The 15,108-nt window shown below is 54.9% G+C and carries 10 protein-coding genes; 2 read left to right on the forward strand and 8 right to left on the reverse strand.

Features of this window, described 5'->3' with window-relative positions; translation table 11 throughout:
* Window positions 1–242: 242 nt before the first annotated feature.
* Both rpoB and rpoC read left to right on the forward strand, forming a co-directional pair.
* Window positions 243–4,271 (forward strand): DNA-directed RNA polymerase subunit beta, encoded by a 4,029-nt coding sequence (rpoB, locus tag AAIE02_RS15285; RefSeq protein ID WP_039299356.1) that lies wholly within the window; start codon window positions 243–245, stop codon window positions 4,269–4,271.
* 75 nt (window positions 4,272–4,346) lie between these two features.
* Window positions 4,347–8,567 carry a DNA-directed RNA polymerase subunit beta' gene (gene rpoC, locus AAIE02_RS15290; protein WP_039299359.1) on the forward strand — a complete coding sequence of 1,407 codons (4,221 nt, stop codon included), beginning with the start codon at window positions 4,347–4,349 and terminating at the stop codon, window positions 8,565–8,567.
* Window positions 8,568–8,716: 149 nt separating this feature from the next.
* On the opposite strand, the gene AAIE02_RS15295 is transcribed toward rpoC, so the two are convergent.
* The 8 genes from AAIE02_RS15295 to thiC form a co-directional block, all read right to left on the reverse strand.
* A complete protein-coding gene (locus AAIE02_RS15295; protein WP_008460153.1) occupies window positions 8,717–9,034 on the reverse strand; it encodes a PTS lactose/cellobiose transporter subunit IIA in 318 nt (105 codons plus the stop codon).
* A 3-nt stretch (window positions 9,035–9,037) separates the two neighbouring features.
* Entirely contained in the window at window positions 9,038–9,343 is a 306-nt protein-coding gene (locus tag AAIE02_RS15300; protein ID WP_008460154.1) for a PTS sugar transporter subunit IIB, read from the reverse strand.
* A gap of 319 nt (window positions 9,344–9,662) precedes the next feature.
* On the reverse strand, window positions 9,663–10,796 hold the full coding sequence (gene thiH / locus AAIE02_RS15305; protein WP_498532841.1) for a 2-iminoacetate synthase ThiH: 1,134 nt from the start codon (window positions 10,794–10,796) through the stop codon (window positions 9,663–9,665).
* Window positions 10,796–11,575, reverse strand: a complete 780-nt coding sequence (gene thiG / locus AAIE02_RS15310; protein ID WP_498532842.1) for a thiazole synthase — start codon at window positions 11,573–11,575, stop codon at window positions 10,796–10,798. Before thiG ends, thiH begins: the two co-directional genes overlap by 1 nt.
* Before the next feature lies 1 nt (window position 11,576).
* Window positions 11,577–11,777: a sulfur carrier protein ThiS gene (thiS, locus tag AAIE02_RS15315; protein WP_166879763.1), complete on the reverse strand. Its 201-nt coding sequence runs from the start codon at window positions 11,775–11,777 to the stop codon at window positions 11,577–11,579.
* On the reverse strand, window positions 11,761–12,516 hold the full coding sequence (locus AAIE02_RS15320) for a HesA/MoeB/ThiF family protein (protein WP_166995979.1): 756 nt from the start codon (window positions 12,514–12,516) through the stop codon (window positions 11,761–11,763). Before AAIE02_RS15320 ends, thiS begins: the two co-directional genes overlap by 17 nt.
* The gene (gene thiE, locus AAIE02_RS15325) at window positions 12,509–13,144 is read right to left on the reverse strand and encodes a thiamine phosphate synthase (RefSeq protein WP_498532843.1); all 636 of its coding nucleotides are present in this window, start codon (window positions 13,142–13,144) and stop codon (window positions 12,509–12,511) included. Before thiE ends, AAIE02_RS15320 begins: the two co-directional genes overlap by 8 nt.
* The gene (gene thiC, locus AAIE02_RS15330; RefSeq protein WP_498532844.1) at window positions 13,144–15,045 is read right to left on the reverse strand and encodes a phosphomethylpyrimidine synthase ThiC; all 1,902 of its coding nucleotides are present in this window, start codon (window positions 15,043–15,045) and stop codon (window positions 13,144–13,146) included. Before thiC ends, thiE begins: the two co-directional genes overlap by 1 nt.
* Between the last annotated feature and the right edge of the window lie 63 nt (window positions 15,046–15,108).

The raw sequence follows: 15,108 nt of genomic DNA on the forward strand, positions 1-15,108 counted from the left end.
CAGTAGTGTTTCACACTGTTTGACTGCTGGTTTCCATTCAATGCATGTTTCTATCGACGCCTTAATATACTGCGACTTTCTACGCCGGGAGTTCCGGGGTAAAGCGCAATGAAATGGTTTAAGAGTGATAGAAACAGGTATTGCGGGGAGTGTTCCACTTTCCGGTCCACAAAATAGTGTTGCATAAACTGCCCCTTTCGACGGGCAGATGGGTCGACTTGTCAGCGAGCTGAGGAACCCTAATGGTTTACTCCTATACCGAGAAAAAACGTATTCGTAAGGATTTTGGAAAGCGTCCACAAGTACTGGACATTCCTTATCTCCTTTCTATCCAGCTTGACTCGTTCCAGAAGTTTATCGAGCAAGATCCCGAAGGACAGTACGGCCTGGAAGCTGCTTTCCGCTCCGTATTCCCGATCGCAAGCTACAGCGGCAACTCCGAGCTGCAGTATGTGAGCTATCGCCTGGGCGAACCTGTATTTGACGTTAAAGAATGTCAAATCCGTGGCGTGACGTATTCTGCTCCGCTACGTGTGAAACTGCGTCTGGTGATCTACGAGCGCGAAGCGCCGGAAGGCACCGTTAAAGACATCAAAGAACAAGAAGTGTACATGGGCGAGATTCCGCTCATGACCGACAACGGGACTTTCGTTATCAACGGTACTGAGCGCGTTATCGTTTCTCAGCTTCACCGTAGCCCGGGTGTGTTCTTCGACAGTGACAAAGGTAAGACCCACTCTTCAGGGAAGGTGCTGTATAACGCACGTATCATCCCTTACCGTGGTTCCTGGCTGGACTTCGAATTCGACCCGAAAGATAACCTGTTCGTGCGTATTGACCGTCGCCGCAAACTGCCTGCGACCATCATTCTGCGCGCACTGAACTACACCACTGAGCAGATCCTTGACCTGTTCTTTGAGAAAGTTAATTTCGAAATCCGTGACAACAAGCTGCAGATGGAGCTGGTACCGGAGCGCCTGCGTGGCGAAACCGCCTCCTTCGACATCGAAGCTGACGGCAAAGTGTACGTTGAAAAAGGCCGCCGTATCACCGCGCGGCACATTCGCCAGCTGGAAAAAGACGATATCAAACATATCGAAGTTCCTGTTGAGTACATTGCCGGTAAAGTTGCGGCTAAAGACTACGTTGATGCTTCTACCGGCGAACTGATTTGCCCGGCGAACATGGAACTGTCTTTGGATCTGCTGGCCAAACTGAGCCAGTCAGGCCACAAGCGTATCGAAACGCTGTTCACCAACGACCTGGATCACGGCCCGTACATTTCTGAAACCGTACGCGTCGACCCAACCAACGACCGCCTGAGCGCGCTGGTTGAGATCTACCGCATGATGCGTCCTGGTGAGCCACCAACACGCGAAGCAGCCGAAAGCCTGTTTGAGAATCTGTTCTTCTCTGAAGACCGCTACGATCTGTCTGCGGTAGGTCGTATGAAGTTCAACCGTTCTCTGCTGCGTGAAGAGATTGAAGGTTCCGGTATCCTGAGCAACGACGACATCATCGAAGTGATGAAGAAGCTCATCGATATCCGTAACGGCAAAGGCGAAGTGGATGACATCGACCACCTCGGCAACCGTCGTATCCGTTCCGTAGGCGAAATGGCGGAAAACCAATTCCGTGTTGGCCTGGTGCGTGTTGAGCGTGCGGTGAAAGAGCGTCTGTCTCTGGGCGATCTGGATACCCTGATGCCTCAGGACATGATCAACGCCAAGCCAATCTCTGCGGCAGTGAAAGAGTTCTTCGGTTCCAGCCAGCTGTCTCAGTTCATGGACCAGAACAACCCGCTGTCCGAGATTACGCACAAACGTCGTATCTCCGCGTTGGGCCCAGGCGGTCTGACCCGTGAGCGCGCGGGCTTCGAAGTACGTGACGTACACCCAACCCACTACGGTCGTGTGTGTCCAATCGAAACCCCTGAAGGTCCAAACATCGGCCTGATCAACTCCCTGTCCGTGTACGCACAGACTAACGAATACGGCTTCCTTGAGACTCCGTATCGTCGCGTGGTTGACGGTGTTGTGACCGACGAAATTCATTACCTGTCTGCTATCGAAGAAGGTAACTACGTCATCGCTCAGGCGAACACTAACCTGAACGAAGAAGGCCGTTTCGTAGACGACCTCGTTACCTGCCGTAGCAAAGGCGAATCCAGCTTGTTCAGCAACGACCAGGTTGACTACATGGACGTTTCCACCCAGCAGGTGGTTTCCGTCGGTGCGTCCCTGATCCCGTTCCTGGAACACGATGACGCCAACCGTGCATTGATGGGTGCGAACATGCAACGTCAGGCGGTTCCAACTCTGCGTGCTGATAAGCCGCTGGTTGGTACCGGTATGGAACGTGCTGTAGCCGTTGACTCCGGTGTTACTGCCGTAGCTAAACGTGGCGGTACCGTTCAGTACGTTGATGCATCCCGTATCGTTATCAAAGTTAACGAAGACGAGATGTACCCAGGCGAAGCGGGTATCGACATCTACAACCTGACCAAGTACACCCGTTCTAACCAGAACACCTGCATCAACCAGATGCCTTGTGTGTCCCTAGGTGAGCCGATCGAACGTGGCGACGTGCTGGCAGACGGTCCGTCTACCGACCTCGGTGAACTGGCGCTTGGCCAGAACATGCGCGTAGCGTTCATGCCCTGGAACGGTTACAACTTCGAAGACTCCATCCTCGTATCCGAGCGTGTTGTTCAGGAAGACCGTTTCACCACCATCCACATTCAGGAACTGGCTTGTGTGTCTCGCGACACCAAACTGGGGCCAGAAGAGATCACCGCTGACATCCCTAACGTGGGTGAAGCTGCGCTCTCCAAACTGGATGAATCCGGTATCGTGTACATCGGTGCTGAAGTGACCGGCGGTGATATTCTGGTTGGTAAGGTAACGCCGAAAGGTGAAACCCAGCTGACGCCAGAAGAGAAACTGCTGCGCGCAATCTTCGGTGAGAAAGCGTCTGACGTTAAAGACTCTTCCCTGCGCGTACCAAACGGTGTTTCCGGTACTGTTATCGACGTTCAGGTCTTCACCCGCGATGGTGTGGAAAAAGACAAACGTGCGCTGGAAATCGAAGAGATGCAGCTGAAGCAGGCTAAGAAAGACCTGTCTGAAGAACTGCAGATCCTCGAAGCGGGTCTGTTCAGCCGTATCTATGCTGTGCTGGTTTCCGGTGGTGTTGAAGCTGACAAGCTCGACAAACTGCCACGTGACCGCTGGCTGGAACTGGGCCTGACCGACGAAGAGAAGCAAAACCAGCTGGAGCAGCTGGCAGAGCAGTACGACGAGCTGAAGCACGAGTTTGAGAAGAAACTCGAAGCTAAGCGCCGCAAAATCACTCAGGGCGATGACCTGGCACCTGGCGTGCTGAAAATCGTGAAAGTGTATCTGGCCGTTAAACGTCAGATTCAACCTGGTGACAAGATGGCAGGTCGTCACGGGAACAAAGGTGTTATCTCCAAGATCAACCCGATCGAAGATATGCCATACGATGAAAACGGCACGCCGGTAGACATCGTACTGAACCCGCTGGGCGTACCATCTCGTATGAACATCGGTCAGATCCTGGAAACCCACCTGGGTATGGCTGCGAAAGGCATTGGCGAGAAGATCAACGCCATGCTGAAACAGCAGCAGGAAGTCGCGAAACTGCGCGAATTCATCCAGAAAGCGTATGACTTGGGTACAGACGTTCGTCAGAAGGTTGATCTGAATACCTTCACCGACGAAGAAGTTCTGCGTCTGGCTGAAAACCTGAAAAAAGGTATGCCGATTGCTACTCCGGTATTCGACGGTGCAAAAGAGTCGGAAATCAAAGAACTGCTGCAACTCGGCGGTCTGCCATCTTCTGGTCAGATTACCCTGTTCGACGGCCGTACCGGTGAACAGTTTGAGCGTCAGGTAACCGTAGGTTACATGTACATGCTGAAACTGAACCACCTGGTTGATGACAAGATGCACGCGCGTTCTACCGGTTCTTACAGCCTGGTTACTCAGCAGCCGCTGGGTGGTAAGGCTCAGTTCGGTGGTCAGCGCTTCGGTGAGATGGAAGTGTGGGCGCTTGAAGCATATGGCGCTGCATATACCCTGCAGGAAATGCTGACCGTTAAGTCTGATGACGTGAACGGCCGTACCAAGATGTATAAGAACATCGTGGATGGCAACCATCAGATGGAACCGGGCATGCCGGAATCCTTCAACGTTCTGTTGAAAGAGATCCGTTCGCTGGGTATCAACATCGAGCTGGAAGACGAGTAATCGTTGCTCAAAAGGTCCAGGGTGCCCGGCTAACGCCGGGCATCACAGAGTGCTAACTCCGACGGGAGCAAATCCGTGAAAGACTTATTAAAGTTTCTGAAAGCGCAAACTAAAACCGAAGAGTTTGATGCGATCAAAATTGCTCTGGCATCGCCAGACATGATCCGTTCATGGTCTTTCGGTGAAGTTAAAAAGCCGGAAACCATCAACTACCGTACGTTCAAACCTGAGCGTGACGGTCTGTTCTGCGCCCGTATTTTTGGGCCAGTGAAAGACTACGAGTGCCTGTGCGGTAAGTACAAGCGCCTGAAGCACCGTGGTGTCATTTGTGAGAAGTGTGGCGTAGAAGTTACCCAGACTAAAGTTCGTCGTGAGCGTATGGGTCACATCGAACTGGCTTCTCCAACTGCCCACATTTGGTTCCTGAAGTCTCTGCCATCTCGTATCGGCCTGCTGCTGGATATGCCGCTGCGTGATATCGAGCGCGTGCTGTACTTTGAATCTTATGTTGTTATCGAAGGCGGGATGACCAACCTCGAGCGCCGTCAGATCCTGACTGAAGAGCAGTATCTGGATGCGCTGGAAGAGTTCGGCGACGAATTCGATGCGAAGATGGGTGCGGAAGCTATTCAGGCCCTGCTGAAGAGCATGGATCTGGAGCAAGAGTGTGAAACTCTGCGCGAAGAGCTGAACGAAACCAACTCCGAAACCAAACGTAAAAAGCTGACCAAGCGTATCAAGCTGCTGGAAGCGTTCGTTCAGTCTGGTAACAAACCAGAGTGGATGATCCTGACCGTTCTGCCGGTTCTGCCGCCAGATCTGCGTCCGCTGGTACCGCTGGATGGTGGTCGTTTCGCAACCTCAGATCTGAACGATCTGTACCGTCGCGTGATCAACCGTAACAACCGTCTGAAACGTCTGCTTGATCTGGCGGCTCCTGACATCATCGTACGTAACGAAAAACGTATGCTGCAGGAAGCGGTAGATGCCCTGCTGGATAACGGCCGTCGCGGTCGTGCCATCACTGGCTCTAACAAACGTCCTCTGAAATCTTTGGCCGACATGATCAAAGGTAAGCAGGGTCGTTTCCGTCAGAACCTGCTGGGTAAACGTGTTGACTACTCCGGTCGTTCTGTAATCACCGTAGGTCCATACCTGCGTCTGCATCAGTGCGGTCTGCCGAAGAAAATGGCACTGGAGCTGTTCAAACCGTTCATCTACGGCAAGCTGGAACTGCGTGGCCTCGCGACCACCATCAAAGCTGCTAAGAAAATGGTTGAGCGTGAAGAAGCTGTCGTTTGGGATATCCTGGACGAAGTTATCCGCGAACACCCGGTACTGCTGAACCGTGCACCAACCCTGCACCGTTTGGGTATCCAGGCATTTGAACCTGTTCTGATCGAAGGTAAAGCTATCCAGCTGCACCCGCTGGTTTGTGCGGCATATAACGCCGACTTCGATGGTGACCAGATGGCAGTACACGTTCCACTGACGCTTGAAGCTCAGCTGGAAGCGCGTGCGCTGATGATGTCTACCAACAACATCCTGTCTCCAGCGAACGGCGAGCCAATCATCGTTCCTTCTCAGGACGTTGTATTGGGTCTGTACTACATGACCCGTGACTGTGTTAACGCCAAAGGCGAAGGCATGGTGCTGACTGGCCCTAAAGAAGCTGAGCGTATTTATCGCGCTGGCCTGGCCTCTCTGCATGCGCGCGTTAAAGTGCGTATCACCGAATACGAAAAAGATGCTCAGGGCACATTCGTTGCGAAAACCAGCCTGATCGACACCACCATTGGTCGTGCGATTCTGTGGATGATCGTACCGAAAGGTCTGCCTTTCTCCATCGTCAACCAGGCGCTGGGTAAAAAGGCCATCTCTAAGATGCTGAACACCTGTTACCGTATTCTGGGCCTGAAACCGACCGTTATTTTTGCGGACCAGACGATGTACACCGGCTTTGCTTACGCAGCGCGTTCAGGTGCATCCGTTGGTATCGATGACATGGTCATCCCGGAGAAAAAATACGAGATCATCAGCGAAGCGGAAGCTGAAGTTGCTGAGATCCAGGAACAGTTCCAGTCCGGTCTGGTTACCGCTGGCGAACGCTATAACAAAGTTATCGATATCTGGGCTGCGGCGAACGATCGTGTATCCAAAGCGATGATGGATAACCTGCAAACCGAAACCGTGATTAACCGTGACGGCGTCGAAGAGCAGCAGGTTTCCTTCAACAGCATCTACATGATGGCCGACTCCGGTGCTCGTGGTTCTGCAGCACAGATTCGTCAGCTGGCCGGTATGCGTGGCCTGATGGCTAAGCCAGATGGCTCCATCATCGAAACGCCAATCACCGCGAACTTCCGTGAAGGTCTGAACGTACTCCAGTACTTCATCTCCACTCACGGTGCTCGTAAAGGTCTGGCGGATACCGCACTGAAAACGGCGAACTCCGGTTACCTGACTCGTCGTCTGGTAGACGTTGCCCAGGATCTGGTCGTCACTGAAGACGACTGTGGCACCCTGGAAGGCATCACCATGACGCCAGTAATCGAAGGTGGCGACGTTAAAGAGCCGCTGCGCGATCGCGTACTGGGTCGTGTGACAGCTGAAGATATTCTGAAGCCTGGCACTGCGGACATTCTGGTTCCACGCAACACGCTGCTGCACGAACAGTGGTGTGATCTGCTGGAAGCTAACTCTGTTGACAGCGTGAAAGTCCGTTCCGTAGTAGGTTGCGAAACTGACTTTGGCGTGTGTGCTCACTGCTACGGTCGCGACCTGGCACGTGGTCACATCATCAACAAAGGTGAAGCTATCGGGGTTATCGCGGCACAGTCCATCGGTGAACCTGGTACACAGCTGACGATGCGTACGTTCCACATCGGTGGTGCGGCATCCCGTTCTGCTGCTGAATCCAGCATTCAGGTTAAGAACAAAGGTAGCATCAAACTCAGCAACGCTAAGTCGGTTGTGAACTCCAGCGGTAAACTGGTTATCACTTCTCGTAACACCGAGCTGAAACTGATCGACGAATTCGGTCGTACCAAAGAGAGCTATAAAGTGCCTTACGGTGCTGTGATGGCGAAAGGTGATGGCGAGCAGGTTGCCGGCGGTGAAACCGTAGCAAACTGGGATCCACACACCATGCCGGTTATCTCGGAAGTGAGTGGTTTCATTCGCTTTACCGACATGATCGACGGCCAGACCATTACTCGTCAGACCGACGAGCTGACCGGTCTGTCCTCTCTGGTCGTTCTGGATTCTGCTGAGCGTACTGCGGGTGGTAAAGATCTGCGTCCTGCTCTGAAAATCGTTGATGCTAAAGGCAACGACGTTCTGATCCCTGGCACCGATATGCCGGCTCAGTACTTCCTGCCGGGTAAAGCGATTGTTCAGCTGGAAGATGGTATTCAGATCAGCTCCGGTGACGCCCTGGCGCGTATTCCACAGGAATCCAGCGGTACCAAGGATATTACCGGTGGTCTGCCACGCGTTGCTGACCTGTTCGAAGCCCGTCGTCCGAAAGAGCCGGCAATCCTGGCTGAAATCAGCGGCATCATTTCCTTCGGTAAAGAAACCAAAGGGAAACGTCGTCTGGTTATTACCCCGGTAGACGGTAGCGAGCCATACGAAGAGATGATTCCGAAATGGCGTCAGCTTAACGTGTTCGAAGGCGAGCGTGTTGAACGTGGTGATGTTGTTTCCGATGGTCCAGAGTCTCCGCACGACATCCTGCGTCTGCGTGGCGTGTACGCTGTAACTCGTTACATCACTAACGAAGTACAGGACGTTTACCGTCTGCAAGGCGTTAAGATTAACGATAAACACATCGAAGTTATCGTTCGTCAGATGCTGCGTAAAGCCACCATCGTTAACGCAGGCAGCTCCGACTTCCTGGAAGGCGAGCAGGCTGAATACTCCCGCATTAAGATCGCTAACCGCGAACTGGATGCGAACGGCAAGATCAACGTGACCTTTGCACGCGATCTGCTGGGTATCACCAAAGCCTCTCTGGCAACCGAGTCCTTCATCTCCGCGGCATCGTTCCAGGAGACCACTCGAGTGCTGACCGAAGCAGCCGTTGCGGGCAAACGCGACGAACTGCGCGGCCTGAAAGAGAACGTCATCGTGGGTCGTCTGATCCCGGCCGGTACCGGTTATGCGTACCACCAGGATCGTATGCGTCGCCGTGCAGCGGGTGAAATCCCTGCGGCACCTCAGGTGACTGCTGAAGATGCTTCTGCCAGCCTGGCAGAACTGCTGAACGCAGGCCTGGGCGGTAACGACGAGTAATCGTGCGATACGCCTGAAATAAAAAACCCGCTTCGGCGGGTTTTTTTATGCCTGAAACTGACTAAATGCTCAATTGTTGACGATGTGCCCAGGAATAGACAAAAACAAATGCCCGCGATGCGGGCATTTTAGGGTCGGGCAAAGAGGGCTTATTTCACCAGCGGCAGGCGTCGGTAAAGCTCAATCATATCGGTAGCCAGATCCTGAATGACCATGGCGTTCATCAGGTGGTCCTGAGAGTGAACGGTAATCAGGTTTACCGGCAGTTTGCCGGAGCCTTCATCCAGGCCAATCAGCTGGGTCTGGATTTTATGGGCGTGTTTCACGAATTCGTGTGACTCTTCCATTGCCTTCTCGGCACCCTCAAAGTCACCTTTACGTGCCAGCTGCAGAGCAGTCAGGGCCTGGCTACGTGCGCTGCCGGCGTTGACCAGCAGTTCCATAATAATTGACTCTAAATCTTCCACATCTTACTCCATCATTTTCAGGGCTTTATCAAGCACCACGTCGCCTTTCATCAAACCGTAATCCATCATGTCGATAACGGCGACTTTTTTACCCAGAGGATCGGCAAGGGCCTGAAGTTTGGCCTGCTCATATTTCACCTGCGGACCAAGCAGAACGATGTCGGCGCGTTCGATGTTCTCTTTAAACTCTGCCACGGGCACAGCCTTGATTGAGACCTCGATGCCTTTCTTTTGTGCGGCATCAACCATACGTTGAACCAGAATGCTGGTCGACATACCTGCAGCACAACACAACACGATATTTTTCATAGTTCGCTCTCAATGTCCGAAGGATACAGAGATATTTATCCGTCAGAGGGGGAGGCAACAACCGCTTTAACCCGATTGTGTGTCAGGTATCACAAAAGAAACCGTAGAAAACTGAAACCGGTTACATTTTTGCTTTTTCTCGAAGAATCAAGACGGCAGTTGTGAAGGCGGAGCGGCATGAGGAAGCGTTTGCTGCCGCTCCGGTCAGTCATCTGCGCTGACCGGAGGACAGTATTTGAACGGCAGAGAAGCGACAACGACCGATCGATGTTCTTTCGGTAAACACCGAAACTTATCCATCCCCTTGCCGTGCGTTACATCAGGATTGCGCGTTTCTTCCCAGAAAGTGATCCCAGTCCTTCCAGACTGGCTGCAAACCTGACTGACGGAGTACGGCAGCAACTTCCTGCGGCGTTCGGCCATCGTGTGGGGCAAACTGCTCAAGTTCCGGGTGATTATCGGCATAGCCGCCGGGCTGTGTTTTCGAAAACGCGCTGACGTTGTTAATCGCCAATGGGATCACGTGGTCGCGGAACCACGGCGATTCTCGGGTAGAAAGCGACAATTCCACGTCCGGCGCAAGCAGGCGGAACGCACAGATCGTCTGCACCAACTGTTGCTCAGTCATGATTGAGGCTGGTTCTACGCCGCCGGTGCACGGGCGCAGGCGCGGGAAGGAGACAGAATATCGGCTTTGCCAGTAGCGCTGCTGTAGCCAGAGCAGATGTTCAGCCACCATAAAACAGTCGGTGCGCCAGCTGCCCGACAGCCCAATCAGCGCGCCAAGGCCGATTTTATCGATACCCGCGCGGCCCAGCCTGTCGGGCGTTTCCAGCCGCCAGAAGAAATCCTGCTTGTTACCTTTCAGGTGGTGCTGGGCGTAGGTCGCCGGGTGATAGGTTTCCTGGTACACCATCACGCCATCAAGTCCGAGGGTTTTGAGTTCGGCATACTCATGCTCGTCCAGCGGCTGGACTTCCATGTGCAGTGAACTAAAGCGGCTGCGGATAGCCGGCAGATGCTGGCGGAAATAATCCATGCCGACTTTGGTCTGGTGCTCGCCGGTCACCAGCAAAAGGTGTTCGAACCCCAGGGCACGGATAGCCGCGCATTCCCGCTCAATCTCCGCTTCATCCAGCGTTTTGCGCTTAAGTTTGTTGCTCATGGAAAAGCCGCAGTAAGTACAGTCGTTGGCGCACAGGTTAGAGAGATAGAGCGGCACGTAAAAACTGACCGTGTTGCCGAAGCGCTGACGCGTAAGCTGCTGCGCCCGCTGAGCAAGAGGCTCCAGGTAACGGCTGGCGGCAGGGGAGAGCAAAGCCATCAAGTCTTCTCGCGTCAGGCGGGCGGCGTTAATCGCGCGTTCGACATCTGCCGCCGTTTTACCGTTAATTTTGAGGGAGATATCGTCCCAGTCCAGCTGACGCCAGCGGTCGGTAAAGGTTTCTGCCATCAGGCATTCTCCTCGCTAAACTGAAGGAAACTGGTCAGCGGGCTGGAAGCCTGAGCCTGCTGGTGGCGAGATCCTAACCCGGCCTGTGCCGCAAGGCTTCCGGCTTCCACGGCCAGGCGAAACGCCTGTGCCATTTGTACCGGGTCACGGGCGACCGCTATGGCGGTATTGACCAGCAGGGCAGAAGCCCCCATTTCCAACGCTTCGGCTGCATGGCTTGGGGCACCGATCCCCGCATCGACAACAACCGGCACGCGGGATTGCTCAATGATGATTTCCAGCAGCGCGCGGGTTTGCAGACCCTGATTTGAGCCGATGGGCGCGCCGAGCGGCATCACGGCCGCACAGCCAGCTTCCTCGAGGCGTTTGCAGAGCACGGGGTCGGCGCCGCAGTAAGGCAGCACCACAAATCCTTGTTTGACCAGCGTTTCGGCGGCCTTCAGCGTTTCAATCGGGTCAGGAAGTAAATAGCGGGCATCAGGATGAATTTCCAGCTTAACCCAGTTTGTTCCCAGCGCTTCGCGGGCAAGCTGGGCTGCAAAAATAGCTTCTTCTGCCGTTTTCGCCCCGGAAGTATTGGGCAGCAGATGCACGCCCGCCTGCTGGAGTGGCTGAAGAATGTCATCACTATGGCCACGTAAATCCACGCGTTTCATCGCCATGGTAACAAGCTGTGAGCCAGAAGCGCGAATCGCGTCGATCATCATCTGGCTGGAGGAGAATTTTCCGGTGCCGGTGAACAGGCGGGAGGAAAAGGTTTTATCGGCAATCTGTAACATGTCAGCCCCCGGCAATTGCCTGAAACAGCAGAATGGTATCGCCCTCGCGCAGCAGATAATTGCTCCACTGTTCACGTGGGATGATAGTTTGATTAACGGCCAGTGCCGCGCCAACTTTGCCCTGATCAAGCTGGGCCAAAAGGGCTGCGAGCGTCAGGCCGGCCGTACATTCCAGATATTCATCGTTAAACTGAATGCGCATCGCGACCTCCGCAGACTGGGCAGGTGGCTGATTTTTGCATCGCCAGAGTGCGCCAGCTATGTTGCCGGGCGTCAAACAGGCGCAAAGCGCCAGCAGCAGGCGTCATGCCGGTAAGTAATTTAATGGCCTCCAGCGCCTGAAGAGTGCCCATCACGCCCACGACCGGGCCGATGACGCCGGAGGTGCGGCAGTTGCGTTCAGGTTCACTCTCGTCAGGCCAGACGCAGCGGTAGCAGCCATGCTCCCAGGGCGGTGTCAGGACCATCATCTGGCCGCCAAAACCGACGGCGCTTGCGGTGATAAGCGGCGTATTCCCGGCCACGCAGGCGGCGTTAACCGCCTGGCGGGTTGCCATATTGTCGCTACAGTCCAGCACCACGTCGGCTTCGTGCACGGCTTCTGTCAAAGAATCCCCCGTCAGCCTCTCTGTCAGCGAAACAATTTTTACGCCTGGGTTAAGGCGCTGCAAATGCTGGTGGGCCGCCGAAGATTTCGGGCGCTCAATATCTTCTGAGGTGAACAGGATCTGGCGCTGGAGATTGCTGATATGCACCCTGTCATCGTCCGCGACGATAAGCTTGCCTACGCCAGCGGCGGCGAGATACAGCGCGGCAGGTGAACCTAAGCCGCCCAGACCGACGACCAGCGCCGTGCTGGACAGCAGTTTTTCCTGCCCTTCAATCGCCACGTCTTCCAGCAGTAGCTGGCGGCTATAGCGCATAAAATCCGCGTCATTCATCGCCAGTTCCCGCCAGGTCGAGTAGCTTCGCCGTGGCGATGCGCCAGTCGGGAGCCTGTGTAATGGCGCTGACGACGGCGACGCTGCCCACGCCGGTGGCTAAGACGGCAGGTACGCGATCGATGCTTATTCCGCCGATGGCGACGGTGGAGTAATCACCCAGCGTCTGAATATGTTCTGCCAGCTTATTCAGCCCTTGAGGGGAAGAGGGCATCTGCTTGGTTTGGGTAGGGAAGACATGGCCCAGCGCGATGTAGGACGGGTTTGCACTTAAGGCGCGATCCATTTCCATGTTGTCGTGGGTTGAAAGCCCCAGACGCAGTCCGGCTTCGCTTATCGCCGCCAGGTTGGCGACATCCATATCTTCCTGGCCGAGGTGTACGCCGTAGGCACCGTGTTGGATGGCCAGTCGCCAGTAATCGTTAATGAACAGGCGAGCGTTGTAGCGTTCGCCCAGCGCAATGGCTGCGATGACGTCGGCTTCAACGTCTGCATCGCGTTTGTCTTTAATGCGGAGCTGGATGGTCTTGACGCCTGCCCCGAGGAGACGTTCGATCCATTCCACGCTGTCGACGACCGGATAAAGGCCCAGTTGGCGTGAGGTGGCAGGGAAAGTGAGTCTGGACATTATGCTTCCTCTTGTCTGAGATAAATTTCGCCGCCCCGGGCGCGAAAGTGCTGGGACATATCTTCCATGCCAGCATCTCTCGCCTGTTTTGCGGCGTAATCGCGCACTTCCTGGGTGATTTTCATGGAGCAAAACTTAGGGCCGCACATGGAACAGAAATGCGCGACTTTGCCGGATTCCTGCGGCAACGTTTCATCGTGGTAAGCGCGAGCGGTGAAGGGGTCGAGCGCCAGGTTGAATTGGTCTTCCCAGCGGAATTCAAAGCGTGCTTTGGACATCGCGTTGTCGCGTATTTGTGCGCCGGGATGCCCTTTGGCCAGGTCCGCGGCGTGAGCGGCAATTTTGTAGGTAATTAGTCCCTGCTTAACATCCTCTTTGTTCGGCAGGCCGAGGTGCTCCTTCGGGGTGACGTAGCAAAGCATCGCGCAGCCAAACCAGCCGATCATGGCGGCGCCAATGCCGGAGGTGAAGTGGTCATAGCCTGGTGCGATGTCGGTTGTGAGCGGGCCAAGGGTATAGAAAGGCGCTTCGTGACAATGCTCCAGTTCTTCGGTCATGTTGCGGCGAATCATCTGCATCGGCACATGCCCCGGGCCTTCAATCATCACCTGAACGTCGTACTCCCAGGCAATTTTGGTCAGCTCGCCCAGCGTATGCAGTTCGGCAAACTGCGCTTCGTCGTTGGCATCCTGAATGGAACCCGGGCGTAAGCCATCGCCCAGAGAAAGGGAAACGTCATAGGCGGCGCAAATTTCGCAGATTTCACGGAAGTGCTGATACAGGAAGTTTTCCTGATGATGGGACAGGCACCACTTCGCCATAATCGATCCACCGCGCGACACGATCCCGGTCAGGCGCTGCGCGGTCATCGGGACGTAGCGAAGCAGCACGCCCGCATGAATGGTGAAGTAATCCACGCCTTGCTCTGCCTGCTCCAGCAGCGTGTCGCGGAACATCTCCCAGCTCAGGTCTTCGGCGATACCGTTCGCCTTCTCCAGCGCCTGGTAGATGGGCACCGTGCCGATGGGCACCGGGCTGTTGCGCAGGATCCATTCCCGCGTTTCATGAATGTAGCGGCCGGTGGAGAGGTCCATCACCGTGTCTGCCCCCCAGCGAGTGGCCCACACCAGCTTCTCCACCTCCTCTTCAATAGAAGACGTGACTGCCGAGTTGCCGATATTGGCATTGATCTTCACCAGGAAATTGCGGCCGATAATCATCGGCTCTGATTCCGGGTGGTTGATATTGGCGGGAATAATCGCTCGCCCGAAGGCGACTTCATCGCGGACGAACTCCGGCGTGATGTTTTCCGGCAGGCGGGCCCCAAACCCTTCGCCGGGATGCTGGTGGCGCAGGACGGCATCACGAATACGCTCGCGCCCCATATTTTCGCGAATGGCGATGAATTCCATCTCCGGGGTGACAAGGCCTTTGCGGGCGTAATGCAACTGGGTGACGCATTGCCCGGCTATTGCCCGGCGAGGTTTGGACTGAGTTTCAAAGCGCAACTCGTCCAGGCCGTCGTCGGCAAGACGCGCTTTTGTGTAAGCGGAGCTGCGGTCACCCAGCGTTTCGCTGTCGCCGCGGTCGTCGATCCAGGCGCTGCGTAGGGGATTTAGCCCGTTTAACACGTTTATGGCGATGTCGGGATCGCCATAGGGGCCGGAGGTATCGTAGACGGGAACCGCCTCGTTCGGCTGATATTGCGGGGCATCTTTGCTCCCGCCGGTGAGCGTTGGGCTGAGTTGGATTTCGCGCATCGGGATGCGGATATCTTCACGTGACCCGATCAGATAGATGCGTCGGGAGTTGGGGAAGGCGGTGCCTTCAAGCGTGTTGATGAAGTGTTGGGCGGCGGCGCGCTGTTCGCGGCGGCCAGGTTTTTTTTCAGATGCAGACATAGCTCATTCCAGGTTTAGTCAGGATATGGCTTGTCAGGACAACGGAAGGAGTAATGGATATGG

The organism is Cedecea sp. Ae19-4, from assembly GCF_059801165.1.

Excerpts from the sequence above, each read along its gene's own strand:
- rpoB (WP_039299356.1), top strand. The coding sequence starts at position 243 with ATGGTTTACTCCTATACCGAGAAAAAACGTATTCGTAAGGATTTTGGA.
- AAIE02_RS15300 (WP_008460154.1), bottom strand. The coding sequence starts at position 9,343 with ATGAAAAATATCGTGTTGTGTTGTGCTGCAGGTATGTCGACCAGCATT.
- thiC (WP_498532844.1), bottom strand. The coding sequence starts at position 15,045 with ATGTCTGCATCTGAAAAAAAACCTGGCCGCCGCGAACAGCGCGCCGCC.
- thiS (WP_166879763.1), bottom strand. The coding sequence starts at position 11,777 with ATGCGCATTCAGTTTAACGATGAATATCTGGAATGTACGGCCGGCCTG.
- thiH (WP_498532841.1), bottom strand. The coding sequence starts at position 10,796 with ATGGCAGAAACCTTTACCGACCGCTGGCGTCAGCTGGACTGGGACGAT.
- thiE (WP_498532843.1), bottom strand. The coding sequence starts at position 13,144 with ATGTCCAGACTCACTTTCCCTGCCACCTCACGCCAACTGGGCCTTTAT.
- thiG (WP_498532842.1), bottom strand. The coding sequence starts at position 11,575 with ATGTTACAGATTGCCGATAAAACCTTTTCCTCCCGCCTGTTCACCGGC.
- AAIE02_RS15320 (WP_166995979.1), bottom strand. The coding sequence starts at position 12,516 with ATGAATGACGCGGATTTTATGCGCTATAGCCGCCAGCTACTGCTGGAA.